This window comes from Microcystis sp. M53603_WE2, from assembly GCF_030065435.1.
The window spans coordinates 1-1,572 of record NZ_JASJFF010000982.1; the positions used below are offsets into that span (position 1 = coordinate 1).

Sequence of the window (1,572 nt, forward strand, 5' to 3'; positions counted from 1 at the left end):
ACGGCAATCTCCTCGTCCCAGAAGCGGTTATCTCTCACGAAGATTATAATGTTTGTAAACCGGGTAGGTGAAGCTAATCTTTAGTTCGCTTGGGAAGATTTATCGCTGTTTATATCTTCCCAATCCGGCAGCCAATTTTCAGCGAGAATCTCCTCCAGACTAGCTAATACTTCCACGGGGAAAATACTGGCATCTAATCTGGTTTCGTCAATCATCAGATTGCGAGCATCGAGATAACATTTTGCTAAAATTTCCCTTAAATAGGACTTTAAGCTGGGACTATCTTCTAAAAGATCAGCAATTTGTAGGCGAAAATTCCTGATTTCTTTTTTCCATGCTGCTTGGTTGTAATCTCGTTGGGATTGCCAGTAGGTTAACTTCAGTAAATGTTCTAGGAGTCGAGTTAAGAGACTCTTAAGCGCTCGTCGATTATTTTTCCCCAAATCTGCCAACTCCTCTAATAAATTCTGCCAATCTACCGCTTGAAAATCCCCCCGACGCAATTGGTTGATAGTGTTTTCTAACCAAAGTTGATAATCGCTATCGTAGAGATTGGGAATGGTAATATTCATCATTTTTTACTCCTTAATTTCACTGTTCAGAATCCTTGCTGATAGCTTCCCAATTAGGCAACCAATTTTCATCGAGAATCTCCTCTAGATTAGCTAACACTTCCAGAGGGAAAATACTGGCATCTAATTGGGTTATATCAATAATTATCTCCCGAGCATCGCTGTAACATTCCTCAAGTATCTCGGATAAATAGGGTTTGAGACTGGGACTATCTCTCAGTAATTTCTTGATTTGTTTCCGAAAGGTTCTAATTTCCCCTTTCCATGCTGCTTGATTATAATCTCGTTGGGATTGCCAGTAAGTTAACTTCAGTAAATGTTCTAGGAGTCGAGTTAATAAACTTTCTAATGCTCGTCGATTATTTTTTCCCAAATCTGCCAACTCCTCTAATAAATTCTGCCAATCTACCGCTTGAAAATCCCCGCAACGCAATTGGTTGATAGTGTTTTCTAACCAAAGTTGATAATCGCTATCGTAGAGATTTGGCCTGGTAATATTCATCATTTTTTACCCCTTAATTGCACTGTTCAGAATCCTTGCTGATAGCTTCCCAATCCGGCAGCCAATTTTGATCGAGAATCTCCTCGAGATTAGCTAACACTTCCAGAGGGAAAATACTGGCATCTAATTCGGTTTCGTCAATAAGCAGATTGCGAGCATCGAGATAACATTCCTGCAAAATTTCCCTTAAATAGGACTTTAAACTGGGACTATCTTTAAGAATTTTTTTGATCTGAATCCGAAAATTGCGAATTTCTTTTTTCCATCCAGCTTGATTATAATCTCGTTGGGATTGCCAGTAAGTTAACTTCAGTAAATGTTCTAAAAGTCGAGTTAATAAACATTCTAATGCTCGTCGTTCACTTTTAACCAAATCTGCTAACTCCTCTAATAAATTCGGCCAATCTACCGCTTGAAAATCCCCCCGACGCAATTGGTTGATAGTGTTTTCTAACCAAAGTTGATAATCGCTATCGTAGAGATTGGGAATGGTAATAT

Annotated in this window: 3 protein-coding genes; all 3 read right to left on the minus strand. The window is 38.9% G+C overall.

The window, feature by feature from the left end; translation table 11 throughout:
- Positions 1-80 precede the first annotated feature (80 nt).
- Genes PX481_RS20730 through PX481_RS20740 form a run of 3 tightly spaced genes read right to left on the minus strand, consistent with a single transcriptional unit; the run spans position 81 to position 1,570 of the window.
- Positions 81-575: a DUF29 domain-containing protein gene (locus tag PX481_RS20730; protein ID WP_002760027.1), complete on the minus strand. Its 495-nt coding sequence runs from the start codon at positions 573-575 to the stop codon at positions 81-83.
- Between the two features lie 16 nt (positions 576-591).
- Positions 592-1,077: a DUF29 domain-containing protein gene (locus tag PX481_RS20735; protein WP_288035217.1), complete on the minus strand. Its 486-nt coding sequence runs from the start codon at positions 1,075-1,077 to the stop codon at positions 592-594.
- A 10-nt stretch (positions 1,078-1,087) separates the two neighbouring features.
- Complete coding sequence (locus PX481_RS20740; RefSeq protein WP_288095754.1) at positions 1,088-1,570, minus strand: DUF29 domain-containing protein; 483 nt, start codon at positions 1,568-1,570, stop codon at positions 1,088-1,090.
- Positions 1,571-1,572 lie beyond the last annotated feature (2 nt).

Excerpts from the sequence above, each read along its gene's own strand:
- PX481_RS20735 (WP_288035217.1), bottom strand. The coding sequence starts at position 1,077 with ATGATGAATATTACCAGGCCAAATCTCTACGATAGCGATTATCAACTT.
- PX481_RS20730 (WP_002760027.1), bottom strand. The coding sequence starts at position 575 with ATGATGAATATTACCATTCCCAATCTCTACGATAGCGATTATCAACTT.